24 protein-coding genes are annotated in these 21177 nt (G+C 64.5%); 9 read left to right on the top strand and 15 right to left on the bottom strand.

Annotation, left to right across the window (positions count from 1 at the left end):
* Positions 1-14: 14 nt before the first annotated feature.
* The 5 genes from rsxC to ACE1EY_RS13530 all read right to left on the bottom strand — a co-directional run bounded on the left by rsxC (position 15) and on the right by ACE1EY_RS13530 (position 5243).
* Positions 15-1622: an electron transport complex subunit RsxC gene (gene rsxC / locus ACE1EY_RS13550; protein ID WP_370300406.1), complete on the bottom strand. Its 1608-nt coding sequence runs from the start codon at positions 1620-1622 to the stop codon at positions 15-17.
* Positions 1619-2167: an electron transport complex subunit RsxB gene (rsxB, locus tag ACE1EY_RS13545; RefSeq protein ID WP_370300405.1), complete on the bottom strand. Its 549-nt coding sequence runs from the start codon at positions 2165-2167 to the stop codon at positions 1619-1621. The genes rsxC and rsxB overlap by 4 nt, the downstream gene beginning before the upstream one ends.
* Before the next feature lie 4 nt (positions 2168-2171).
* Positions 2172-2747: an electron transport complex subunit RsxA gene (gene rsxA, locus ACE1EY_RS13540; protein WP_370300404.1), complete on the bottom strand. Its 576-nt coding sequence runs from the start codon at positions 2745-2747 to the stop codon at positions 2172-2174.
* A 65-nt stretch (positions 2748-2812) separates the two neighbouring features.
* Positions 2813-4822: a methionine--tRNA ligase gene (gene metG, locus ACE1EY_RS13535; RefSeq protein WP_291514717.1), complete on the bottom strand. Its 2010-nt coding sequence runs from the start codon at positions 4820-4822 to the stop codon at positions 2813-2815.
* Between the two features lie 103 nt (positions 4823-4925).
* Positions 4926-5243, bottom strand: a complete 318-nt coding sequence (locus ACE1EY_RS13530) for a hypothetical protein (protein ID WP_291514718.1) — start codon at positions 5241-5243, stop codon at positions 4926-4928.
* Between ACE1EY_RS13530 and ACE1EY_RS13525 the strand changes: the two genes are divergently transcribed.
* The 4 genes from ACE1EY_RS13525 to ACE1EY_RS13510 all read left to right on the top strand — a co-directional run bounded on the left by ACE1EY_RS13525 (position 5227) and on the right by ACE1EY_RS13510 (position 7212).
* Entirely contained in the window at positions 5227-5715 is a 489-nt protein-coding gene (locus ACE1EY_RS13525) for a glycine zipper 2TM domain-containing protein (RefSeq protein ID WP_291514719.1), read from the top strand. The two genes, ACE1EY_RS13530 and ACE1EY_RS13525, sit on opposite strands and share 17 nt — an antisense overlap.
* A 117-nt stretch (positions 5716-5832) precedes the next feature.
* Entirely contained in the window at positions 5833-6111 is a 279-nt protein-coding gene (locus ACE1EY_RS13520; protein WP_291514720.1) for an Lpp/OprI family alanine-zipper lipoprotein, read from the top strand.
* Between the two features lie 67 nt (positions 6112-6178).
* Positions 6179-6715 carry a hypothetical protein gene (locus ACE1EY_RS13515; RefSeq protein WP_291514721.1) on the top strand — a complete coding sequence of 179 codons (537 nt, stop codon included), beginning with the start codon at positions 6179-6181 and terminating at the stop codon, positions 6713-6715.
* Positions 6716-6717: 2 nt separating this feature from the next.
* Positions 6718-7212, top strand: a complete 495-nt coding sequence (locus ACE1EY_RS13510; RefSeq protein ID WP_291514722.1) for a YggT family protein — start codon at positions 6718-6720, stop codon at positions 7210-7212.
* 213 nt (positions 7213-7425) lie between these two features.
* On the opposite strand, the gene ACE1EY_RS13505 is transcribed toward ACE1EY_RS13510, so the two are convergent.
* The 4 genes from ACE1EY_RS13505 to ACE1EY_RS13490 are packed head-to-tail and all read right to left on the bottom strand — an operon-like array spanning position 7426 to position 11694.
* Positions 7426-8388, bottom strand: a complete 963-nt coding sequence (locus ACE1EY_RS13505) for a L,D-transpeptidase family protein (RefSeq protein ID WP_291514723.1) — start codon at positions 8386-8388, stop codon at positions 7426-7428.
* Positions 8385-9707: a sigma 54-interacting transcriptional regulator gene (locus ACE1EY_RS13500; RefSeq protein ID WP_370300403.1), complete on the bottom strand. Its 1323-nt coding sequence runs from the start codon at positions 9705-9707 to the stop codon at positions 8385-8387. Before ACE1EY_RS13500 ends, ACE1EY_RS13505 begins: the two co-directional genes overlap by 4 nt.
* On the bottom strand, positions 9704-10279 hold the full coding sequence (locus tag ACE1EY_RS13495; RefSeq protein ID WP_291514725.1) for a hypothetical protein: 576 nt from the start codon (positions 10277-10279) through the stop codon (positions 9704-9706). The genes ACE1EY_RS13500 and ACE1EY_RS13495 overlap by 4 nt, the downstream gene beginning before the upstream one ends.
* Positions 10276-11694 (bottom strand): ATP-binding protein, encoded by a 1419-nt coding sequence (locus ACE1EY_RS13490; protein WP_373928096.1) that lies wholly within the window; start codon positions 11692-11694, stop codon positions 10276-10278. The genes ACE1EY_RS13495 and ACE1EY_RS13490 overlap by 4 nt, the downstream gene beginning before the upstream one ends.
* Positions 11695-11819: 125 nt before the next feature.
* Between ACE1EY_RS13490 and apbC the strand changes: the two genes are divergently transcribed.
* Positions 11820-12929 (top strand): iron-sulfur cluster carrier protein ApbC, encoded by a 1110-nt coding sequence (gene apbC / locus ACE1EY_RS13485; RefSeq protein WP_370300402.1) that lies wholly within the window; start codon positions 11820-11822, stop codon positions 12927-12929.
* Between the two features lie 48 nt (positions 12930-12977).
* Positions 12978-13544: a dCTP deaminase gene (dcd, locus tag ACE1EY_RS13480; protein ID WP_291514863.1), complete on the top strand. Its 567-nt coding sequence runs from the start codon at positions 12978-12980 to the stop codon at positions 13542-13544.
* A gap of 20 nt (positions 13545-13564) precedes the next feature.
* On the opposite strand, the gene ACE1EY_RS13475 is transcribed toward dcd, so the two are convergent.
* Genes ACE1EY_RS13475 through purM form a run of 4 tightly spaced genes read right to left on the bottom strand, consistent with a single transcriptional unit; the run spans position 13565 to position 17251 of the window.
* On the bottom strand, positions 13565-14710 hold the full coding sequence (locus ACE1EY_RS13475; protein ID WP_373928095.1) for an SMP-30/gluconolactonase/LRE family protein: 1146 nt from the start codon (positions 14708-14710) through the stop codon (positions 13565-13567).
* A 38-nt stretch (positions 14711-14748) separates the two neighbouring features.
* Entirely contained in the window at positions 14749-15519 is a 771-nt protein-coding gene (locus ACE1EY_RS13470; protein WP_291514865.1) for a DUF3108 domain-containing protein, read from the bottom strand.
* Between the two features lie 17 nt (positions 15520-15536).
* On the bottom strand, positions 15537-16223 hold the full coding sequence (gene purN / locus ACE1EY_RS13465; RefSeq protein WP_291514866.1) for a phosphoribosylglycinamide formyltransferase: 687 nt from the start codon (positions 16221-16223) through the stop codon (positions 15537-15539).
* The gene (purM, locus tag ACE1EY_RS13460) at positions 16220-17251 is read right to left on the bottom strand and encodes a phosphoribosylformylglycinamidine cyclo-ligase (protein ID WP_370300401.1); all 1032 of its coding nucleotides are present in this window, start codon (positions 17249-17251) and stop codon (positions 16220-16222) included. Before purM ends, purN begins: the two co-directional genes overlap by 4 nt.
* Before the next feature lie 112 nt (positions 17252-17363).
* Here purM and ACE1EY_RS13455 point away from each other — a divergent pair, with 112 nt between their 5' ends.
* Genes ACE1EY_RS13455 through ACE1EY_RS13445 form a run of 3 tightly spaced genes read left to right on the top strand, consistent with a single transcriptional unit; the run spans position 17364 to position 20217 of the window.
* On the top strand, positions 17364-18494 hold the full coding sequence (locus ACE1EY_RS13455; protein ID WP_370300400.1) for a DUF2066 domain-containing protein: 1131 nt from the start codon (positions 17364-17366) through the stop codon (positions 18492-18494).
* Positions 18491-19549, top strand: a complete 1059-nt coding sequence (locus ACE1EY_RS13450) for an AI-2E family transporter (protein WP_291514870.1) — start codon at positions 18491-18493, stop codon at positions 19547-19549. Before ACE1EY_RS13455 ends, ACE1EY_RS13450 begins: the two co-directional genes overlap by 4 nt.
* Positions 19546-20217: a hypothetical protein gene (locus ACE1EY_RS13445; RefSeq protein ID WP_291514871.1), complete on the top strand. Its 672-nt coding sequence runs from the start codon at positions 19546-19548 to the stop codon at positions 20215-20217. Before ACE1EY_RS13450 ends, ACE1EY_RS13445 begins: the two co-directional genes overlap by 4 nt.
* Here the strand turns inward: ACE1EY_RS13445 and ACE1EY_RS13440 are convergent.
* Together ACE1EY_RS13440 and wrbA are read right to left on the bottom strand one after the other, a co-directional pair.
* Positions 20177-20569 (bottom strand): DUF2069 domain-containing protein, encoded by a 393-nt coding sequence (locus ACE1EY_RS13440; RefSeq protein ID WP_291514872.1) that lies wholly within the window; start codon positions 20567-20569, stop codon positions 20177-20179. The genes ACE1EY_RS13445 and ACE1EY_RS13440 overlap by 41 nt on opposite strands.
* Positions 20566-21162: an NAD(P)H:quinone oxidoreductase gene (wrbA, locus tag ACE1EY_RS13435; protein WP_291514873.1), complete on the bottom strand. Its 597-nt coding sequence runs from the start codon at positions 21160-21162 to the stop codon at positions 20566-20568. The genes ACE1EY_RS13440 and wrbA overlap by 4 nt, the downstream gene beginning before the upstream one ends.
* Positions 21163-21177 lie beyond the last annotated feature (15 nt).

The raw sequence follows: 21177 nt of genomic DNA, 5'->3' as shown, positions 1-21177 counted from the left end.
GCTCAACGGCGTGTTCAAGACGCGGACTCGTCGTCGGCCGGCGGCCGGGGTTCACTCTTGCCGGTCTGCGCTTTGGCCTTGGCGCGGGCGATGGCAGCGGCGACGGGATCATCGGCAGGCTTGTCGGTCTGTGCCGCAGCGCCGGGCTGAGCCTCCTGGGCCGCTTGCTGTTCGGCACGGGCGCGGAGCGCGGCCTTTTTCGCCTCCCGCGCGGCCTTTTTCTCGGCCTCCTCGCGTTCCAGTCGCGCCAGCCGGGTCTCATGGCGCTGACGGGCGACATCGGCCTTGCGGCGTGCGCGCTCATCGGCCCAGATTTCCGTCTTGGCATGGCGGTAGTACTGCACCAGCGGAATATGACTGGGGCATACCTGTGCGCAGCAGCCGCATTCGATGCAGTCGAACAGCTTGTAGTCCTGCGTCTTGTCGAACTCCTGCGCTTTGGCATGCCAGTAAAGCTGCTGCGGCAGCAGCCCCGCAGGGCAGACATCAGCGCAGGCGCCGCAGCGGATGCAGGGCATCGCTGGCGTGTCGGGGCGGAGGTCCTCCGGGCGCAGCGCCAGAATACAGTTGGTCGCCTTGATGATCGGCACCTGGGCGCTCGCCAACGCAAAGCCCATCATCGGTCCGCCCATGATCAGGCGGGCATCGGGGTCGATCAGCCCGCCCGCCTGTTCCAGCAGCTCGCTGACGGGCGTGCCGATGTGCACGCGCAGGTTGCAGGGCTCGGCGACGCCGGGGCCGGTGATCGTGACCACGCGTTGCGTGAGCGCGCGGCCCTGCATCACCGCGTTCCAAACCGCCAGCGCCGTGCCGGGGTTGTGGCAGACGATGCCGATATCCAACGGCAGACCGTGACTGGGGACTTCGCGTCCCGTCAGCGTCTGAATTAACTGCTTTTCGCCGCCCTGCGGGTATCGGGTGGGCACGGTGACGATGCGGATGCGCTCGTCACCCAGCGCATCGGCAGCGGCCTGCAGCGCGGCAATGGCTTCGGGCTTGTTGTCTTCCACCCCGAACAGGCAGTGCTGTGCTCCCAGCGCATGGAGCAATAGCCGGGCACCCTGAAGAATGGCGTCCGGTTGCGCTGCCATCAGCGCCTGATCGCAGGAGATGTAGGGCTCGCACTCGGCGCCGTTGAGCACCAGCGTCTCGACGACATTGCTGCCGGGGTTGAGCTTGATGAAGCTGGGAAAGGCCGCGCCGCCAAGACCAACAACGCCGGCCTGGCGCACGCGGTTCCGCAAGTCCGTTGCGTCCAGGGCGAAACCGTCCGCGGGGTCTGTGGGCACCTGCTCATCCAGGCTATCGGTCTCGATGACGACGCAGGTTGCCGCAAGTCCGGACGGGTGCGGCACGGGGCGATCCTCGATCGCCACCACTCTGCCCGACGTGGCGGCGTGGACTGGCGTGGAGACATAGCCCTCGGCCGCGGCCAGCATCTGCCCGCCCAATACGCGCTGGCCGATCTCGACCATCACCTTGGCGGGCTGACCGATGTGTTGCGACACCGGCACGATCAGCTGTGTTGGCAGACGAGCATCACGAATCGGGGCGTCCAGCTTGTGGGCGTCCAGGTGCAAGCCACCGGGAAATTGCCATTGCGCCTGCATGGCGGTGCTCATGCGGCCTGTCCCTGCTCGGGTGCGGGCCAGCGCCAGGTCGAGACCTCGTCGGCCACCGGCAGCATGTCGATGCAATCAACCGGGCAGGGCGGCACACAAAGGTCGCAGCCGGTGCATTCCTCGGCGATCACCGTATGCATTTGCTGCCGGGCACCGAGGATCGCATCCACCGGACAGGCCTGGATGCAAAGCGTGCAGCCGATGCATTCGTCCTCGCGAATAAACGCGACGGTGGGCAGCGGCTTTGCGACGCCGTTGTCCGGGTTCAGTGGTTTGGGCTCGCGACCGAGCAGCTCGGCCAGCTTGATCACGCCGTCCTCGCCGCCGGGTGGACACTGGTTGATGTCGGCGTCGCCACCGGCAATCGCCTCGGCGTAGGGACGGCAGCCCGGGTAGTTGCACTGACCGCATTGCGTCTGCGGCAGGATCTTGTCGATCTGATCGACCAGCGGATCGCCTTCGACCTTGAAACGCACGGCAGCAAAACCGAGCACCAGTCCGAAGACGGTGGCCAGGGCGGTCAGCGCGATGATGGCGGCGATCATGGTCCTAGATCAGCCCCGTGAAGCCCATGAAGGCCAGCGACATGATGCCGGCGGTGATCAGCCCGATCGGGGCACCTTTGAATGACTCGGGCACATCGGCCACGGCCAGCCGTTCGCGCATCGACGAGAACAGGATCATCACGATCGAAAACCCCGCTGCCGCGCCAAAGCCGTACAGCGCGGATTCGATGAATCCGTTGGCCTGCCGCACGTTTAGCAAGGCCACGCCCAGCACCGCGCAGTTGGTCGTGATCAGCGGCAGATAAATTCCCAGCACCTCGTATAGCAACGGGCTGGACTTGCGCACCACCATCTCGGTGAACTGGACGACTGCCGCGATGACCAGAATGAAGCTGATTGTCCGCAGATAGGTCAGGCCCAGCGGGGCCAGCAAATAGGTCTCGACCAGGTAGGCGCTGATCGCGGACAGCGTCAGCACAAAGGTCGTCGCTCCCGCCATGCCGATGGACGCCGACAACTTGTTCGATACGCCCATGAACGGGCACAGGCCCAGAAACTGGACCAGCACGAAATTATTGACCAGGACGGTGCCAACCAGAATCAGCAGGTATTCGTTCATGACCTTGAGTGTCCGCAAGCCGGCAGGTGTCCCGCAAGCCCATGGCCCGCGAGACCCGAAGGCGGCTATTTCACGCGAGAGCCCGGTGTGGCTCCGTTGTCCGGACTGACCACGTAGATACCCTCGCCATTCCCGGCGGCAATGACCATGCCCTCCGACAGGCCGAATCGCATCTTGCGGGGCGCCAGGTTCGCAACCACAACCACCAGCTTGCCGACCAGATCCTCCGGAGCATAGGCCGACTTGATTCCCGCGAACACGTTGCGCGTGCCGAGCTCGCCGACATCCAGCGTTAGCTGAAGCAACTTGTCGGCACCTTCAACGGGGTTTGCCTCCGCGACACGGGCGACGCGCAGGTCCACCTTCATGAAATCGTCGATGCTGATCATGTCGTCGTCCTGTGGCTTGGAGGGTGCTGGTGTCTTGGCGGCATCCGCCATCGCCTTGGCGGCCGCCTGCATGGCCTCGATCTGCTTGTCCTCGATGCGGGTCATCAGGGGCTTGAACTTGTTGATGCGTTGGCCGGCCAGCGACTGTCCGATCGACCCCCAATGCAGAGGTTCGATATTCAGAAACGCCTCGACCTGCAGGGCCATTTGCGGCAGCACCGGTTTCAGATAGGCGCTGAGATCGCGAAACGCCGTCAGCGCCGTCGTGCACACGCGCTGCAGGTCGTCCGTGCGCGCTTCGTCCTTGGCGATCACCCAGGGCTGTTGCTCGGCGATATAGCCGTTGACGACATCGGCGGCGGCCATGGTCAGGCGTGTGGCCTTGGCAAAGTTGCGGGCTTCGTAGGCATCGGCGATGTCGTCCGCGACGCCGCTGACCTGCTCCAGCACAGCCGTGTCCACGGACGTGCCCAGCACGCCGCCGAAGCGTTTGCTGATGAAGTTGGCCGTGCGGCTGGCGATGTTGACGTACTTGCCCACCAGGTCTGCGTTCACGATCTGCACGAAATCCTGCAGGCCCAGGTCCATGTCTTCGATTGAGCCGGTGATGCGTGAGGCGTAGAAATAACGCAGCGGCTCGGCTGGCAGATGGTCCAGCCAGGTCCGGGCGGTGATGAACGTGCCGCGGGACTTGGACATCTTCTCGCCGTTGAGCGTGATCATGCCGTGGGCGAACACCCCGGTGGGCGAGCGAAAGCCCGCCGCCTCCAGCATTGCCGGCCAGAACAGGGCGTGGAAGTAGATGATGTCCTTGCCGATGAAATGATAGACCTCGGCCTGTGAGTCCTTGGCCCAGATCGCATCAAAGTCCAGGTTCGGATCGCGGGCTGCCAGATGCTTGAGGCTGGCCATGTAGCCCACCGGCGCATCGACCCACACATAAAAATACTTGCCGGGCGCATCCGGAATCTCGAACCCGAAGTACGGTGCGTCGCGGGAGATGTCCCAATCCTTGAGGCCGGCCTTGAACCATTCCGCCAGTTTCGGGGCCACCGAATCTTGGACCACGCCGGATTGCAGGAAGTCCTTGAGATAGGCCTCCATCGCCGGCAGCCGAAAGAAGAAGTGCTCCGAGGACTTCTGCACCGGCGCCTCGCCCGAGACGACCGAAATCGGGTTGATCAGGTCGGTTGGCCGATAGGTCGCACCACAGGCCTCGCAGTTGTCGCCGTACTGGTCGGGGGTCTTGCAGGTGGGACAGCTGCCCTTGATGAAACGGTCGGGCAGGAACATGCCGCGTTTGGTATCGAAGGCCTGTTCCACGGCACGGGACTCGATCAGCCCGGCGTCGCGCAGCCGCCGGTAGATCAGGCTGGACAGCTCCCGGTTCTCGTCGGAATGCGTCGAATGGTAATTGTCGTACTTGACGCCGAAGTCGACAAAGTCCCGCAGGTGTTCGTCTTTGAAGCGACCGATCAGCTGCTCCGGCGTGACGCCCTCGGCCTCTGCCTTGAGCATGATCCCGGAGCCGTGGGCGTCGTCGGCACAGCAATAGGTGACGGTGTTCCCGGCCATTCGCTGATAACGCACCCAGGTGTCGCTCTGGACGTGCTCGACCATGTGACCGAGGTGAATCGGCCCGTTGGCGTAGGGCAGTGCGCTGGTGACGAACAGGGTGCGGGACATGGCCCTCGGGTTCCGTGCAAAAAGGGCGGCGGATTATGCCACAGGGATGCACGGCGCCCCGCCGTCGGCGCTTGAGGTATGGCGTCGCTGACAAAACGTCTTGTTACGGCACAACGCGGCCGACAAACGGCGAAATGTCGTTGATCCGATACAACATAAGTTCTTGTCGATAAAGCACTAAAGCTGCTTTACGAGCTGCTTTGTCGCCGAAAGGCGACGGGTTTGGCTGCTTTTGCCGACTCTGCAGGGCATTGGCTCCATAGTTGTCAATATAACTAATTGTATATAAAGGGAAAATATTGATTGGCACGGCGCTGGCAATAGAGGCTTGGCAAGTGGCTGCGGGCAATGCGACCTGCGTTGCGGCAGCCGCCCCGATTTGTCTTGAAACAAGGGAACGAACAATGAACCAGTCGAACAAGGCTTTGCGATGGGAACGCTGGGTGGCTGCCGGTCTGATGACGGCCTGTGCGGTTTCCCTACAGGCCTGTGGTGACGTGGACGGTTCGAGCGCCGACGCTGCCGATGTGAATGACTCATCGGCAGAAGTGGCCGAGGCCTGCGCTAGCTGCGGGACGATCCAGGCCATCACCCCGGTCAAGGTGGACGGCAATACCTCCGGTGCGGGTGCCGTTGCCGGCGCGATCATCGGCGGCGTGGTCGGGCACCAATTTGGCAGCGGTTCGGGTAACGACGCCGCGACCGCTGCCGGTGCAGTCGGTGGTGCGGTCGCCGGAAACGAGGTCGAGAAACGTCGCAACACCAGCACGGTGTACGAAGTGACGATCGACATGGAATCCGGTGGGAATCGCACCGTGAATCTGGCTTCGGCCTCCGGCTTCAGCGTCGGCGACGAAGTCCGCGTGTCGGGCGACCGCCTCGTCCACATCTAACGCAGAACGTATGGCGCGCCGGATGATCCAATCGGCGCGCGCGGTCATGGCGGTTTATCGCCGCCGGACCATCGCGTAAATCATCTACTCAGGAGCAACAAAGTGAAGGGACTAACCATGAAGAAGTTCGCAATGCTTGGGGGCGCAGCGCTGCTGGCCGTCGGTGCATCGGGTTGTGTGACCACCGGTGATCTGGAAGAGATCCGTGCGATGGCTGAGCAGGCTCAGCAGACCGCGGATGCCGCTGACCGCAAGGCCGTGGCCGCGCAGAGCACGGCCTCGGAAGCCAACGCACGTGCTGCGCGCGCTGAAGGTGCGGCTGCCGCTTCGCAGAAGTGCTGCGCGGCCAACACCGAGCGCATGAACCGGATGTTCGAAAAGTCCATGCAGAAGTAAGACGGGATACCGCGGCCGGCTTGCCGGCCGCGGCCTCTCACCCGAGACGAATGACAAGGACACAACAATGACTATTTCGCGTCTTGCCAAGCTGGCCGGCGTTGCGGCTCTTGGATGCTCTGCAACTGCGCTGGCGCACAACTACACCTATGTTGACGCGCTTTATCTGAACACCGACCCCGACTTCGGGGACGACTACGATGGCTTCGGCATCGGCGGTGCCGCCGCGATCAGCCCTGATTTGCACCTGTTCGGTCAGATCTCTGACCAGGACGAGTTGGAGCGTCTGACCGCAGGCCTGGCCCTGAATCACAACCTGCAGCCTGGGCTGGATATCGTCGCTGGAGCTTCTTTTGAATCGGTCGAGATTGGCGACAACGACGACACCGGCATCGGCCTGCGGGCTGATCTGCGCTGGCTTGTTCCAGACACTGCTTTCGAGCTGGCGCCCGGGCTGCGCTACGTGGACCTCTACGACGACGGTGATACCGCGCTGCGCCTGGCTGGCCGTTACGGCGTGACGCCCCGCGTGAAACTGCAGGCGGCGATGGAATTCGCGGATGATTCCGACACCGTGTCCGCCGGAGCGCGGTTCGAGTTCTAGTCATGGCCGTCCGAGAACAGTCATTGATGTCGGATGTCGACGCCCGGGATAGCGTCGGTCGCGCACAGGAGCGCGACTGGCGAGGGGCGTCGGGCCGATCACGCCCCACTCATCAGGAGCAGATTCGCCGCGCGGTGCGCGACGCCCGGCGAGACCAGTTACGGCGTGGCGCCGAAAGCCTGGTTCGAGCAGGCGTGGCGGCTATCGCAGCGTTACTGATCGCCCGGTTGGTCGCTCTGCCCTTGCATGCCACGTTACCGCCAGGGCTGGTGGAATGGATCGGACGTCTATCGGCGCCGTTGCTGGCGCCCTTTGCCGGCTTGCTGCCCACGATCCCGGTGCTCGATGTGACGGTGGACACGAGCGTGTTGCTCGCCATCGCGGTGTACTGGTTGATCGGCCGTGGGGCGGTTAGCGCGCTGCGGCTGGTGCTGGGCGAGCGCTCTGAGGCTAGCGGCTGGAACTCGAATACGCCTTTTGGCGGAACGCGTTCGTGAGGCTGCACCGTCAGACCGGTGTTGCAGGTTTCATCCGGGGGTTCGATTGCCACTCCCCCCTCCCCGCAAACCGTCGAACCTTGCGTTCGTAGGTTGAGAGCTTCCGGATGAAGGGAGGCGACCCTCGGGTCGCCTCTTTTTTTGTGCGTTGGAGCGGTCGGCTCGGTGCGCTTGCGCGGATGACGCAACACTGCGTGAACCCTGACGCTCGGGTTAGAGCGGAGCGTCGTCCGCGGTGCTCACATGCTCGCCACTGACCGGCACGATCCGGTCCGGGCTGGCCAGCAATGGCACCGGCGAGGGCATGCCGACCGCGGACGTGGCAATCTCCCGCACACGGTCCAGGTCAACCACCACGCCCGGCCGTTCGCGCAGCGCGGCGGCCAGGGCAGCATCCAGGGTTTCCAGCGTGCTCACGTCCGGCGAGCCCGGTACCCAGGCGGAGTGCGCCTCCATCATCAGCCGGTCACCGTCCCAGCGAAACTTGTAGGGCTGATTCACCAGCTCGACCCGGGTGTCTACCGTCACGTTGTCGTAAAGCCACGCAATATCAGCTGGATACATGCGGATGCAGCCGTGCGTCACCTGCATGCCAATGCCCGCCGGCTTGTTTGTGCCGTGGATCAGGTAGCCAGGCAGCGCGAGGCGCAGAGCATGCTGGCCCAGAGGATTGTCCGGGCCGGCCGGCACCACGTCTGGCAGGGTTTCGCCGCGCTCCAGTGCCTCCTCACGGATCGATTGCGGGGGCGTCCAGGTCGGGTCCTTGATGCGCGACACAATGCGCGTAGAACCCAGCGGCGTACGCCAGTCCTGGCGACCGATGCTGATGGGAAAGCTGACGATCCGCGCCCGTTCGGGAATGTCTTCGTCGGCAAACAGCGCATACAAGCGCATCTCGGCGACATTGATCAGCAGGCGGGTTTCGCCGGGGGCGAGGTCGGGTTCCGACCACCGGGGAATCAGGTGTTGGGCCGGTAGCACGACGGTGCGGCCCGTGCCCGGCAGCCACGGATCGATGCCGGGGTTGGCCAGGCGAATTTCCTGAAACCCGACCCGGAAACGGCGGGCCATGTCGATGATCGTGTCCTCTTCGGTCACGACACGCTCAATCGGCTGGCCGACACTGGCTGGAAAGCTGACGGCCGCGGCGCCGAGCAGCCAGAGGCCGGTGATCATTCCTTGAAGTCGCCCGGGTCCACGTCGTGGCGGGCGAGCAACTTGTAGAACTCGGTGCGGTTGCGTTCCGCCATCCGCGCTGCCTGCGAGACGTTGCCGCCGGCGATCTTCAGCAGCTTGACCAGATAATCCCGAACGAATTCGTCGCGGGCTTCGGCCAGCGGCGTAATCCGGTGGGCCGACTGACCCAGGGCACGCCGCACGAGTTCGGCATCAATAATGCGCCCCGGTGCCAACGCCACGCAGCGTTCCAATACGTTGGACAGCTGCCGGATGTTGCCAGGCCAGTCCGCACCGACCAGCCACTCCAGCGCTTCGGGCGCGAGCACCTTGCGGCGGGTGTTGCGGGTCAGGCGTACGAGCAGATGATCGGCCAGCAGGGGAATATCCTCGCGGCGCTCGTCCAGCGGCGGCAGATGCAGCGTGATGACGTTCAGGCGGTAAAGCAGATCCTCGCGGAACCGCCCCTCGCTAATCGCCTTGCTCAAATCCTGGTGCGTGGCCGACAGTACACGCACGTCCACATTGATCGAGCGGGCGCTGCCAACGGGCCGAATCTGTCGTTCCTGCAGCACGCGCAGCAGCTTGACCTGCAACTCCATCGGCATGTCGCCGATTTCGTCCAGAAACACCGTGCCGCCTTCGGCGGACTGGAACAGGCCCGTGTGATCCCGGGTCGCACCGGTGAACGAGCCTTTGCTGTGGCCAAATAGTTCAGATTCCAGCAGGTCGGCTGGAATCGCGCCGCAGTTGATGGCGATGAACGGCTTTTTCGATCGCGGGCTGGCATTGTGAATGGCCTGGGCCAGCACTTCCGTGCCGGTGCCGCTGGCACCCTGGATAAGCATGCTGGAGTCGGTGGCGGCGACACGGCGTGCGTCTTCCAGCACCTGCAACATTGCCGGATTGGCTGTGATGACTTCCTCCGCCCAGTCATGATCGCCATCGGGCGCCGATTGGGTCACGGCGCTGCGCACGCGCTCGATCAGCTCGGCGTGATCGACAGGCTTGGTCAGGAAATCGTAGGCGCCGGACTGCGTGGCTTCGACGGCATCCGGAATCGTGCCGTGCGCTGTGAGCAGAATCACCGGCAGGCCCGGGTAGTGCTCGCGCAGATTTTCCAGCAGCCCCATGCCGTCCATGCCGTCCATCTTGAGGTCGGTCACGACAATGGACGGACGCTCGCGCCGGACGCTGGCCAGGGCCGCTTCGGCGCTTTCGGCCTGCTGGACTTCGAAGCCGGCCGATCCCAGCCGCATGGACAGCAGCCGGCGCAAGCCGTCGTCGTCGTCCACCAGCAGAATGGTCGCGGCGCTCATTGCGCGTAATCCCGATCCGTCGAGCGCTCGATGGAGGTCAGGGCGTCGATTTGTTCCTTCATGCTCTGAATTTTCCGATCCTTTTCGACCGTGTCCGTTTCCAGGCGGGCTAGGCGCGTCTTCATCGCCTGCTGTTCTGCGTTCCAGGCCTTCAGTGTATCTCGAGCCGAAATCAGGAAGCGCTGGCTCCAGTTATCCAGCGTGATCTCGCCGTCCAACAAGGCGGCGAAATGCGCCTCGGCCTGGGCCGCGTTGAAGGCCGGATGGCCGGGGCGGGCGGTCAACAAGGCCAGCCTGGCCCGGTCGCAGGGTGGAATGCCGGTCTGCTGGGCAAAACGTAGCCCATCGGCGGCAGCGCCCAGCTGGCTTGGCGTGTAGGTCGCCATCGTGGCTGCGAAGGTGTAGAGGCCCGGGCAGCCGTAAACACCATCCTCGGATTCCGAGGCTTCGGTGCTGACGATCGGCCCGTCCGCTCCCGGGGGAATCGCTTCTGAATGATTCGCGGGCAGCAAGCCACAACCGCCGATCACAACGCTGCTCGCCAATGCGAGTCCAACGAGTCCTGCTTTCATAGAGTTTTTGGTGCCTGCAGGGTGAATAAGGCCCCGCCGTTTGGGCCGGAGTCTACGTGGACAATGCCGCCATGCCTACGCATACAGGTTGCTACCACGGCAAGTCCGATGCCACTTCCGGCCAGGGGGCCGCGCCCGCTGCGCGAGCCCTGGACGAACGGCTGAAAAATGTTCTCGCGATCGGCCAGTTCAACCCCCGGCCCGCTGTCTTCGACCGACAGCCACCAGGCGTCCTCATTCTCACCGCCGCGTACGATCACTTCGCCGGATTCAGGCGAATACTTGATCGCGTTGGACACCAGGTTACTCACTGCCAGCTGCAGGCTGTCGATATGGCCGAGGATGCCGATATCCCGCGTCTCGTTGGAAATCTTGAGCTGACTGGCTCGGGCGGAGAGGCGGTGGCCCATTAACACCTTGTCCACCAGGCCCCGTAGCCGGATCGGTTCCATGTCGGGGGTCTGAGTCGCATCGGCCCAGGCGTGGAATTTCAGCAGGTTCTCGATCAGGCGCTTGAGCTGATCGGCGCTCACCGAGAGAATTTCCAGCACCTCCAGTTGATCGTCGCTGGGCGTGCCGACCACACCGTCATGCAGTAATGCGAGGCCCTCCATGAAGCTGGACAACGGGGTCTTGAGTTCGTGGGACATGTGCTGGAGAAAGCGATCCTTCTCCTGCTCCATGGCGAGCAGTTGTTGACGCATCCAGTCCAGTTGATGGGCCAGCTCGACCAATTCGGCCGGGCCTTCCACCACGACCGGTTGATCCAGGCGGCCGCGCCCCATGCGATTGATCGCAACCGAAAACTGGCGGATCGGACGTACCGTCAGGTAGGTGAAAATAATCGCCAGGGCGATCGATGCCGGGATGAGCGCAACGGTGGGCAGTGCCAGTTGCTGGCGTGCGCGGTCCGCCTGTTCGTTCACTGCGCGCACTTCCTGATCCACGTAGCTATTGATGTCGCGCACGACGCTACGTCGATGCAGGCTCAGATTGCCGAGGTCGGCCAGGGCCGGTTTGGCGCCAGGCAGACCTCCTGCGAGCTTCTCGGGCAGACGCTCGATGGTCTCGCGAATGGTGATCAGCGGCAGCATGGAGATCGCGTCCGGGAAAAGCCCCAGGGCGTCTAGCGTGTTTTCCACCGTGGCGATGCGTTCGTGCACCAGGCTCAGGCCTTCGTCGTCCTGGAGAATCACGTATTGCCGCGCGATACGGTCGAGAGCATCCAGCTGGTCACCCAGTGCGGCGCCGAGGTCCACCAGTGAGGCTGTGTCGGCGACGAGTCGTTGTGACTGGTTCGTCAGTTCGCCCACCGAGCGATAGGCGACCGGGATGGCGACCATTAACGGCATGGCGACCAGGAGATACCCGGTGGCCACGAGCGTGAGCATGGATCGAGGACGGAATCGAAACATCAGGCTTTGTTCACGCTGATCCGGGTCGCGTCGCGAGCGGTTGTTCGATGCATGGCCCCCAGTTTACCCGAGGCCGGATACGGCCCGGCCGGGTGATACACTCCCGCGCCAGCCGCGGCGGGCGGATGACGCAGCCGCGGGTCCGCAGCCAAGCAGGAGTAGTCACCATTTCGACCGAGGCGATTGCAGCCGCACTCGCGGCCGACCCGATTCCCTATCTCGACGCCGACTGGATCAGCGCCGGCGCCGTGCGATCCAACGACGGCCAGCGCGTCGAACTGGTGCTGGGTTTTTATCTTGGCGACCGTCACAGCGCCACGCTGGAACATCTGCGCGGGCTTTGTGCGCAGGCGGCAGGCCACGAGGTGGCGGTCAGCCTGACCACCGAAATCGGCACCCACGCGGTACAGCGTGGTCTGCGACCGTTACCGCGCATCCACAATATTCTGGCCGTGGCCTCGGGCAAGGGCGGCGTCGGCAAGTCCACCGTTTCGGCGAATCTTGCGCTGGCACTGCTGGCCGACGGCGCACGGGTTGGCCTGCTGGATGCCGATATCTATGGCCCCAGCCAGCCCCGCATGATGGGCACCAGCGAGCGCCCGCAATCGCCTGACGGCAAGACCATGCTGCCGGTAGCCGCGCATGGGCTGGCGACGATGTCGATCGGCTATCTCATCGACGTGACCGAGCCGACGATCTGGCGCGGCCCCATGGTGACCCAGGCCTTGCAGCAGCTGTTGACAGAAACCCAATGGCCGGAGCTGGACTACCTGATCATCGATCTGCCCCCCGGCACCGGCGATACCCAGCTTTCGCTGGTTCAGCGGATTCCGGTTAGCGGCTCGGTGATCGTCACCACGCCGCAGGACATCGCGCTGCTGGATGCGCGAAAAGGCCTGGAGATGTTCCGCAAGGTGCAGGTGCCGGTGCTGGGCGTCATCGAGAACATGGCGTTTCACCGCTGTGGCAACTGCGGTGAAGTGAGCCACATTTTCGGCGAAGGCGGCGGGCAGCGGCTGGCCGATGCCACCGGCGTGCCGGTGCTGGGGCACTTGCCGCTGGATGCCGCCATCCAACAGGCGGCCGACGCCGGACACCCGACCGTGCTCGCCGATCCGGATTCGGAAAACGCGCGGGCGTACCGCGACATCGCCCGCCGCACGGCGGCTGGATTGGCCGGTCGTGTGCAGGGCCAAGGCGCAAGATTCCCGGAGATCGTCATCCTTGATGACTGATCTCCAGACCCTTTTGGGTACCAAGATTTCAGGAAAGGCACGCGAACGATGAGCATCAAGTCCGATCGCTGGATCCGGCGCATGGCGTCCGAGCAGGGAATGATCGAGCCCTTTGCCGGCGCGCAGGTGCGGGCCGTGGATGGCCAGCGGATCGTTTCCTATGGCGTGTCCAGCTACGGCTACGACGTGCGCTGCGCCGATGAGTTCAAGATCTTCACCAACATCAACACGGCGATCGTCGACCCCAAAGCATTCGACGAAAAGAGCTTTGTCGACTTCAAGGGCGACTGCTGCATCATCCCGCCGAACTCCTTCGCCCTGGCGCGGACCATCGAGTACTTCCGCATCCCGCGCAGCACCCTGACCGTGTGCCTCGGCAAGAGCACCTATGCGCGTTGCGGCATCATCGTGAATGTCACGCCGCTGGAGCCGGAGTGGGAAGGCCACGTGACCCTGGAGTTTTCCAATACCACGCCCCTGCCGGCAAAGATCTACGCCAACGAAGGCGTGGCGCAGATGCTGTTCTTCGAATCCGACGAAATCTGCGAAGTCTCATATGGAGACCGCGAGGGTAAGTACCAGGGCCAGCTCGGCGTCACGCTGCCCAAGACCTAACTCGCGCTAACGTCGGGCCGTCAATGACCGGCCGCAGCGGTCGGCCCGGGCTTGAAGCGATAGACGGGATAGGGCGCGTTGGCGGGAATGGATTCGGCGGGTCGCGCGATCACCTGATGCAGCGCCGAGCCGGTGACGTACAGCCAGCCGTCCGGGCCAAAGGAAAACCCGTCCGGCCAGCGCAGCCGTTCGTCGCGGATCAGCGTCGTGAGTTCCCGCTCCGGATCGAGTTCGATGATCGCTGAGTGCTCCGGGTCCGAGAGATAGACGTTGCCGGCATCATCGGTGGTGATGCCATCGCTCATGGTTTTCAGCGCATAGCGCTCAACGCGACTGGCGACCGTGGCCGGGTCCAGGGCGGGGTCATCGAGATAGCGGGTGGCAACCCGGTACAGGTGATTGTTGGTGATGGGGGCGAAGTACAGCCACCTGCCATCACGGGAGAGCGCGATGGAATCCACGCCGGGCCGGATCGCAACCAGTCCGAAGGCTTCCATCCGGCGTCCCTGAACCTGGGGCAGGTAACGCTCGGCGACCACGCTTTCATGGTCCGAAATCACGCGGCGGGCGTGCTGTTGCTCGATATCGTAGACCACGATGGCGGGGTCTTTTCGGAACAGGCTGGCATCCGCGATGTAAATCCTTTGGCCGTCCAGGCTGACCTGAAAGTCATTCAGGTGTGAGCCCAGCGGGGCTAGTTCGCTGGGGAAGCGGTAGCGATGCACCAGGTTTCCGGATGCCAGATCAAAGCCGTATAACGCCGGGTGGTGCAGACCGTGATGGCCGTTATCCAATGCCCACAGCCGGCCCTGGCGATCAATGCGTATGGCCAGCACATTGCGGAAACCATCCGCGTCGCCCTTCGGATGCTGGAACGAGGCCGATGGCCAGGGCCTGGCCTGCCCATCGACCCATTCGATGACGCTGACGTCAGGACGGGCCTCCGGGTGCAGGGTCAGAAATACGCGGCCTGTCGCGGACACCGCGATGTTCCCTGGCGGGGTATCGAGCGTGGCGACGACTTCCAGCGCGGCGGCGGGCAGCGCGGGCTCGGTGCTGCGATCAGGAAACTCGGCGCCACCGCCGTAGACGAGTTTCAGCGCGGCGGCGGCGGCAAGCAGCAGTACCAATGCCACACCGGTCGCACGCAGCAGCCACCGGAACATGGCGGTCAGGGGCGTGTTTCTATCTACCACCCACGTTCCTACTGCGCGGCCTCGCTGGTGTTCAGGGCGGTGGTCTCCGGTCGGTTGCGTAAGGCAATCGACAGAACCTCGGAGTCGTTCTTGCGCTGTTCCACACGTACCGGGATGTAGCCAAGCTCCGGTGCCACCCAGAAGATCGTGGTCTTGCTCGCGTCTTTGACCCGCTCCACGCGGATGGCGTCCAGTTCGCCTGCGGGCGTCTTGACGACTTCGCGGCCCTTGACCTGCATCGTGTAGGTCTTGATGCGGTCGTCCTCGATCATGGTGAAATTGCGCGGCTCGGTGGGTAGCGTCTCGGGGTGACGGACCAGCAAATCACGCACCGCGAGCTGAATCGCGAGGCGGTCCATGGCGTCTTCCGGAATCTGCCGTTCCTTGTCGCCCGGCCCGGTCACGGTCAGCGCCTCCCAGTCGAAATGCAGCACAAAGTTGTCTTCGGGTTCGTCATCACGGCGGAACTCGAAGCGCTGGGTGCGAATTTCGCCATCCCGTACGCAGAATTCGCTGGTTTCGTGTAGCTGACCGATGAACAGTCTTGCCAGGCCGACTGGTTTGGCATCGTAGCGGTAGACATGGCAGCCCTCGGTTTCGCCGGCGGTCAACTCGAATTCGGCATGCCCTAGCGTGAGCGGGCCGCGAGTGAGGCTGTAGGAGGCTTTCCAGGGCGCGAATGCCGCATTGGGCGCAGCGGTTTCGGCGGAGGCGGCCGTCTGCGCGAGCACAGGTGCGCTCAACAGCAGGGTCGCGGCAATCAGTATCGATCGAATCATGGCGCAAATCCTTGTCGTCACGGGTTCACTGAATCGGGGGCGGCATCGTCGAGCGGCCATTGAACGGGAGTTTGGAGCCGGGTGTCGTCTAGCCAGGCCAGGTGGTCCTGCAGCCGCAGACGGCCACCCGCCATCCAGCGCACCGCGGCCGGGTAGATCAGCAGTTCGACCTCCTCCATAACGCGTCTGGCCAACGTCTGTTCTGTGTCTTCGGGCTCGACGGCTATCCGGCCCTGTAGGACCACGGGCCCACCGTCCAGTTCCTCGGTCACGAAATGGATGCTCGCCCCATGCCATCGGTCCGCAGCCTCCAGTGCCCGCCGGTGTGTGTGCAGGCCACGATACTTGGGCAGCAGCGACGGGTGAATGTTCAGCAGGCGGCCTTCGAAGCGCCGGATGAAGTCGGCGGTCAGAATGCGCATGAAGCCCGCCAGTGCAACGATGTCTGGTGCGGCCGCGGCTATGGCATCGCCGAGCGCCGCATCGAAGGCCTCGCGGGTGTCGAAACCGCGATGATCAATGGTCTGCGTGGCGATACCGGCAGCCTCCGCACGGGCCAAGCCGGCCACGGCCGACCGGTTGGAGATAACTTTGACGATCTGCGCGCCCAAGTCGCCGCGCGTCGATGCGTCGATCAAGGCCTGGAGGTTGCGACCGGTTCCCGAGATGAGCACCACCAGTCGCGCCGGTTCGCGGTGAGTCATCCCTTGAGCAGGACCTCGCGCTCGCCGGCCACGATCTCGCCGATGGTCCAGGCATCGATGTCGTGTTCTCCGGCGATGGAGAGAATGGTTTCGACCGCCGCCTGCGGCACCATCAGGGTCATGCCGATACCGCAGTTGAAGGTGCGGTGCATTTCCTCGAAATCGATATCTCCGGCCTGTTGCAGCCACTGGAACAGGGGTGTGCGAGGCCAGGTGGCGGTGTCGATGACGGCCTGGCAACCCGCCGGCAGCGACCGGGGAATGTTCTCCAGCAGGCCGCCGCCAGTGATGTGCGCCATGCCGTGGATCTCGGAACGGGCGAGCATGTCGAGCACGCTGCGCACGTAGATTTGGGTGGGTGCCAGCAGCGCGGCGCCGAGGCTTGTCGTGCTGCCAGGTAGCGAGGCGTGGAGGTCGACGCCGCTGAGCTCGATCAGCTTGCGCACCAGCGAAAAGCCATTGGAATGCACCCCGGAGGAGGCCAGACCGATGATGGCGTCGCCGGGTGCGACCTGCCTGCCATCGAGAATCGCATCGCGTTCGACGATGCCGACGCAAAAGCCCGCGAGGTCGAAATCGCCGCTGGCGTACATGCCCGGCATTTCGGCGGTTTCCCCGCCGACCAGGGCGCAGCCAGCGAGTTCGCAGCCCTTGGCAATGCCGCGGATGACCGTGGCGGCCTGATCGGTGTCCAGTTTGCCGGTGGCGTAGTAATCCAGAAAGAACAGCGGTTCGGCGCCACCGACCAGGATGTCGTTCACGCACATCGCGACCAAGTCGATGCCCACGCCGGAGACATCGCCCAGCTCGATGGCCAGTTTCAGCTTGGTGCCAACACCATCGGTGCCCGATACCAGCACCGGCTTGCGATAGCGGTCGATGGGCACTTCGAACAAGGCGCCAAAGCCGCCGAGGCCGCCGAGCACGCCGGGGCGCTGCGTCGCGGCCACCGCCGGTTTGATCGCATCGACAAGAGCATTGCCGGCATCGATATCAACGCCCGCATCGCGGTAGGTGAGTCCAGACATGGGAGGGATCCCGTGAGCAATCGATGTAACCCGAGCAGGAGATCACCGGTTCGCCGGTCGATCCGTCAGCAAAGCGCGTGTCTGCAGCGGGGAGTCGGTACAATTGTAAACCATGCGCCTGATCTATCTGACCGTGCTGGCCGTGTGGCTGGCCCTTCCGAGCGTGGCCCTTGCGGCCTCCGTTGTCGTGCCCGATCTCTACAAGGCCGATGTGGTGACCACCGACCGTAATGAGTCGACGCGGCAGGCGGCGCTGCGGCAGGTCTTTGCCAAGGTGCTGGTCAAGGCCATGGGCTCGGACGGCGTGCTACAGGCCCCACAGTCCGGGTTGCTGCTGGATCGCGCCCAGGCGTTGGTGACGCTTTATCGTTTCGAGCCGATTGTGGCGCCGCCGCCCGCGCCGCCCGCGCCGATCGGGGACTCCACGCCGGACGCCGAAGCGCGGCCAACCGAACCCCGGCCGACCGAGTACCGATTCATCGCCGAGTTCGATCCGCGGGCGGTGCAAATGTTGTTGCGCGACGCGGGGTTCGCACCCTGGCCACCGCGACGCCCGCTAACCCTGGTTTGGCTGACCCTGGACCGCGGCGAGATCGTCAGTGGCGAGGCGCGCGAGCAAATCCAGGCATTTGTTTCCGAAGCTGCGCGCATGGGCCTGCCGGTCGTCTTCCCCAGCATGGATCTGGCCGACCAGCAGGCGATCCAGGCGGCCGACATCCAGGGCCTGTTCACGGACCAGATCATGCAGGCCTCCGGCCGCTACGACCCCGCCAAGGTACTGGTGGGGCGCATCGAGCGCGGCGGCAGCCTGTGGTCGGCGCGCTGGGCATTGCTGGACAGCGGCCGCCAGTACAGGAGCTGGCAGGAGACGGATTCGTCACTGGACGCCCTGCTGGCGACGGGTGCGCAGACGCTGGGCCAGCGCCTGTTGGCGCAATACGGCATCGGTGGCGGCACCGTGGAGGGTGCCGACAATCGCGTGGAACTGGCTGTCACCGGCGTCCGCTCGGTCGACGATTACGGCCGGGTGCTGAATTTTCTGACCGACTTGCCGCCAGTGTCGGGCGTGGCGCTGGTCCAGGCCGGTTCGGGCCGTCTCGTCTACCGCCTTCACACGACGGCGTCGCGCGAACAGTTGCGCCAGTCGATCGAACTCGGCCGCGTTTTGGTGGCCGATGACTATGCGACGCCGACCGATCTTCTCGGCCCCGGCGGACCGATGAACTACAGCCTGAACCGATGACGTCCCGGGCACGCATGACGGTGGGTATCGCCGCGCTGGCGGGTTTGCTGGTCGGCGTCTGGCTGCTCAGCCCGATCCTGACGCCTTTCGTCTTCGCGGCCGGACTCGCCTATCTCGGTGATCCGCTGGTCGACCGGCTGGAGGCGATGCGCATCCCGCGGACGGCCGGCGTGGCGATGGTGTTCGCCTCGCTGACACTGGTCGCCGTGATACTCGGATTGCTGCTGGTGCCGATGTTGCAGGATCAGGTCGTCACCGTGAGCCGGCGCGTGCCGGATCTGCTCGACGCCATTCAGAACCGCTGGCTCCCCGCGGTCGGAATCAGCTTGCCGGAAGGATTCCGGCTCGACATCAGCGGTCTGCGCCAGTTTGCCACCGAACACTGGAGCCAGGCTGGCGGGTTGGCAGCCGGGCTATGGGGCTCGTTGTCCAAATCCGGGGGCGCGGTGGTCGCGGTCGTCGGGAACCTCGCGTTGATTCCGGTCGTCACCTTCTACCTGCTGCGGGATTGGGATCGTCTGATCGCACGCATCGCCGAGCTAATCCCGCGCCGCTGGATGCCGACTGTCCGCGAGCTGGCGCTGGAAACCGATGACGTGCTGTCGGCCTTTATCCGCGGGCAGTTGCTGGTGATGGTCTGTCTGGCGCTGGTGTACGTCATCGGCTTGTGGATTGTCGGACTCGATCTGGCGTTGCTGATCGGCCTGATCGCCGGACTGGTCAGCTTCGTGCCCTACCTCGGATTCATCGTCGGTGTGTTGCTTGCCGTGCTGGCGTCATTGATCGAGTCGGCTGAATGGCTGCCGCTGGTGGGCGTGGCGGTGGTGTTCGGCTTCGGTCAGTTGCTTGAATCCACCGTGCTGACGCCTCTGCTGGTGGGTGATCGCATCGGCCTGCATCCGGTCGCGGTGATCTTCGCCGTCCTCGCGGGCGGCCAGCTGTTCGGCTTTGTCGGCGTGTTGCTGGCTTTGCCGGCGGCGGCCGCGATCGCCGTTCTGGTGCGGTTCGCCACACGGCAATGGCTGGCCAGCGGCGTTTATCGCGGGGATACGTGAATACCCCCCAGCTTCCGCTGGGTCTGCAACTCGCCGAATCCACCGAGTTCGCCAGCTTTGTTCCTGGAGCCAATGCCGCGGTGCTTGATGCCCTCGCTCACGGCGCCGACGCGCTGGTGTTGATCGGATCAGCGGGCAGCGGAAAGACGCATTTGCTGCAGGCGGCCAGCCGCCAGCCGGGTCGCTGCGCCTGGCTGCCATTGCGCCAGCTCATCGACCACGGCCCCGAGATTCTCGATGCCTTCGGCAGTCTGGATTTTGTCGGGCTGGATGATGTCGACGCCGTGGCGGGCGAGGCAGCCTGGGAACTGGCGCTGTTGCGCCTGATCGATCAGGCCCGCACCGGGTCCGGCCGCTGGGTGGCGAGCCTGTCCCGGCATCCGGACGCCGCCGGTTTCGTCACGCCGGATCTGCGTTCACGGCTGCGCTGGGCGGCCTTGCACCGGCTGGAACTGCTGGACGAGAGCGCTCTGGGCATGTTGTTCGAACAACGCCTGGCGGCCCGTGGCCTGCGCTGTCCCGAGTCGGTGACCCGCTACGTGCTGCGCCGCGTGTCGCGTTCGGCGGCGGCGGTCATCACGCTGGTCGAGGCGATCGACCGCGCCAGCCTGGCGGCGCAGCGCGAGGTTACGATTCCTCTGGTGCGGGAGCTGCTGGAACCGCGTTAATTCCAGTCTGCTCGCGGTTGTACAGCCGCGGGTAGAGCACGCAGCCCAGGAACAGCCCGACGGTGGAGAGCAGGTGCAGCATCGCCGGGGTTCGGCCCACCGATGTTGCGAACACTTCCATCAGTCCCAGCGCCATGTAGGCCAGCGATAGCAGGCTGCACCAGGCATAGGTGTACTTACGCCGCTTCCACAGGCCTGGCCCGGCGAGCGCCAGCGGCAGGCACAGGACGATGGCAATGCCCCAGCCATAGGGCATGGTCGAGCGCCAGCCAAACCACAGCAGCAAGGTCATCATCGTGGTGGCCCAGCCCAGTAGCGCCAGGGCGCGAGCCATCGGGCTCCAGCGCCTCATCGGGCGAGCCGGCGGGCGATGTCTGCCACCCGCTTGCCCTGTGCGCGGCACAGCTCGATCTCGATGTCATCCAGCGCCCGCTCGCCCTGCGGGCCGGCGACATGCGAGGCGCCATAGGGTGTTCCGCCTGCCGTGGTCTTGATCAGTCCCGGCTCCTGATAGGGCAGGCCACAGAGCAGCATGCCGTGGTGTAGCAGCGGCAGCATCATCGAAAGCAGCGTGGTTTCCTGTCCCCCATGCAAGGAGCTGGTGGAGGTGAAGACGCCGGCCGGTTTGCCGGCCAGCGTGCCCGACAGCCAGTCGCCGGACGTGGCGTCCAGAAAGTACTTCAGTGGCGCGGCCATGTTGCCGAAGCGCGTCGGCGAGCCGAGTAGCAGGCCATCGCAGTCCGCCAGATCGGCTCGTTCGACAAAGGGCGCTCCCGTCGGCGGGACATCCTCGGCGGAGGCGTCGAAATCGGGTGACACTTCCGGCACCGTGCGCAGCCAAGCTTCGCAATCGGTGACAGCCTCCACGCCACGTGCGGCGTGCTTGGCCATGTTCGCCGTAGCGCCATGGCGGGAGTAGTACAGAACGAGAATGCGTGTGCTCATGGCGTAGGCAGGCTG

The sequence above is a fragment of the Abyssibacter sp. genome, assembly GCF_964229365.1.
GTDB lineage: Bacteria > Pseudomonadota > Gammaproteobacteria > Nevskiales > OUC007 > Abyssibacter.
Note: the sequence above shows the minus strand (reverse complement) of the source record. Positions and strands in the feature narration are given on the sequence as shown.

What these genes read in the sequence shown, in the direction of transcription:
- apbC (WP_370300402.1), top strand. Translation starts at nt 11,820, where the DNA reads ATGACGCAGCCGCGGGTCCGCAGCCAAGCAGGAGTAGTCACCATTTCG.
- purN (WP_291514866.1), bottom strand. Translation starts at nt 16,223, where the DNA reads ATGACTCACCGCGAACCGGCGCGACTGGTGGTGCTCATCTCGGGAACC.
- ACE1EY_RS13475 (WP_373928095.1), bottom strand. Translation starts at nt 14,710, where the DNA reads ATGTTCCGGTGGCTGCTGCGTGCGACCGGTGTGGCATTGGTACTGCTG.
- wrbA (WP_291514873.1), bottom strand. Translation starts at nt 21,162, where the DNA reads ATGAGCACACGCATTCTCGTTCTGTACTACTCCCGCCATGGCGCTACG.
- ACE1EY_RS13505 (WP_291514723.1), bottom strand. Translation starts at nt 8,388, where the DNA reads ATGATCACCGGCCTCTGGCTGCTCGGCGCCGCGGCCGTCAGCTTTCCA.
- ACE1EY_RS13450 (WP_291514870.1), top strand. Translation starts at nt 18,491, where the DNA reads ATGACGTCCCGGGCACGCATGACGGTGGGTATCGCCGCGCTGGCGGGT.
- rsxA (WP_370300404.1), bottom strand. Translation starts at nt 2,747, where the DNA reads ATGAACGAATACCTGCTGATTCTGGTTGGCACCGTCCTGGTCAATAAT.
- rsxB (WP_370300405.1), bottom strand. Translation starts at nt 2,167, where the DNA reads ATGATCGCCGCCATCATCGCGCTGACCGCCCTGGCCACCGTCTTCGGA.
- ACE1EY_RS13470 (WP_291514865.1), bottom strand. Translation starts at nt 15,519, where the DNA reads ATGATTCGATCGATACTGATTGCCGCGACCCTGCTGTTGAGCGCACCT.
- ACE1EY_RS13490 (WP_373928096.1), bottom strand. Translation starts at nt 11,694, where the DNA reads ATGTTTCGATTCCGTCCTCGATCCATGCTCACGCTCGTGGCCACCGGG.
- ACE1EY_RS13510 (WP_291514722.1), top strand. Translation starts at nt 6,718, where the DNA reads ATGGCCGTCCGAGAACAGTCATTGATGTCGGATGTCGACGCCCGGGAT.
- ACE1EY_RS13525 (WP_291514719.1), top strand. Translation starts at nt 5,227, where the DNA reads ATGAACCAGTCGAACAAGGCTTTGCGATGGGAACGCTGGGTGGCTGCC.
- purM (WP_370300401.1), bottom strand. Translation starts at nt 17,251, where the DNA reads ATGTCTGGACTCACCTACCGCGATGCGGGCGTTGATATCGATGCCGGC.
- rsxC (WP_370300406.1), bottom strand. Translation starts at nt 1,622, where the DNA reads ATGAGCACCGCCATGCAGGCGCAATGGCAATTTCCCGGTGGCTTGCAC.
- ACE1EY_RS13500 (WP_370300403.1), bottom strand. Translation starts at nt 9,707, where the DNA reads ATGAGCGCCGCGACCATTCTGCTGGTGGACGACGACGACGGCTTGCGC.
- dcd (WP_291514863.1), top strand. Translation starts at nt 12,978, where the DNA reads ATGAGCATCAAGTCCGATCGCTGGATCCGGCGCATGGCGTCCGAGCAG.
- ACE1EY_RS13520 (WP_291514720.1), top strand. Translation starts at nt 5,833, where the DNA reads ATGAAGAAGTTCGCAATGCTTGGGGGCGCAGCGCTGCTGGCCGTCGGT.
- ACE1EY_RS13440 (WP_291514872.1), bottom strand. Translation starts at nt 20,569, where the DNA reads ATGAGGCGCTGGAGCCCGATGGCTCGCGCCCTGGCGCTACTGGGCTGG.
- ACE1EY_RS13515 (WP_291514721.1), top strand. Translation starts at nt 6,179, where the DNA reads ATGACTATTTCGCGTCTTGCCAAGCTGGCCGGCGTTGCGGCTCTTGGA.
- ACE1EY_RS13495 (WP_291514725.1), bottom strand. Translation starts at nt 10,279, where the DNA reads ATGAAAGCAGGACTCGTTGGACTCGCATTGGCGAGCAGCGTTGTGATC.
- ACE1EY_RS13455 (WP_370300400.1), top strand. Translation starts at nt 17,364, where the DNA reads ATGCGCCTGATCTATCTGACCGTGCTGGCCGTGTGGCTGGCCCTTCCG.
- metG (WP_291514717.1), bottom strand. Translation starts at nt 4,822, where the DNA reads ATGTCCCGCACCCTGTTCGTCACCAGCGCACTGCCCTACGCCAACGGG.